Source organism: Rhizobium sp. BR 317 (assembly GCF_047445835.1).
Lineage (GTDB): Bacteria > Pseudomonadota > Alphaproteobacteria > Rhizobiales > Rhizobiaceae > Rhizobium > Rhizobium paranaense.
In genome coordinates, this window is record NZ_JARWLB010000190.1 from 1 (window position 1) to 686 (window position 686).

General features: G+C 58.0%; 1 protein-coding gene. It reads right to left on the minus strand.

Translation table 11 applies throughout. From position 1 onward, the window contains the following. Nucleotides 1-686, minus strand: a 686-nt coding sequence (locus QD357_RS32725) for a glycoside hydrolase family 3 C-terminal domain-containing protein (RefSeq protein ID WP_414126152.1), incomplete at both ends; no start/stop codon positions are given.

The window sequence follows — 686 nt, forward strand, 5'->3', positions numbered from 1 at the left end:
GTTCGTGCGTCAAGAATGAAACTGAGCCTTCGTTTCTCACCGGGTTCCAGGGCGATTTTCGAGAAGGCTTTCAGTTCTTTGACCGGTCTGGGTACAGATGCTTCAACATCGCCGACATAGATTTGCACCACTGCCKAACCTGGCCGCTCGCTGACGTTGGTCAATCCCAGTGTCACTGTCACCGCGCCGGCGGCATCCGGCAGCCCTACCGTMAGGTCTGACATCGCAAAGCTTGAATAACCAAGACCATGACCGAAGGGGAACAGTGGCTTAATGTCCTGGCGATCGTAGTGCCGATATCCAACGAACACACCTTCGTCATATCGCACATGGCCATTCTTGCCTGGATAGACCGCGTCATCCTCGGTATGTGTGGGATTGTCAGCCCAGCGCACCGGGAAGGTCTGTGCCAGTCGGCCCGAGGGCTCGGCCTTGCCGAGGAGGACATCGGCGATCGCGTTGCCAGCTTCCTGGCCGGGATACCAGCATTGCAGTACTGCACGAGCACTGGAAAGCCAGGGCATTTCCACCGGTCCACCAGTTTGCAGGACGACAATCGTGTTCGGATTGGCCGCAATTACCGCCTCAACAAGCTGGTCCTGCAGACCAGGAAGCGCAATGCCGCGGAGATCGGAGCCCTCGGTATCCCAGTCGCCCGTTCTGCCCACGAAGACTACCGCATGATC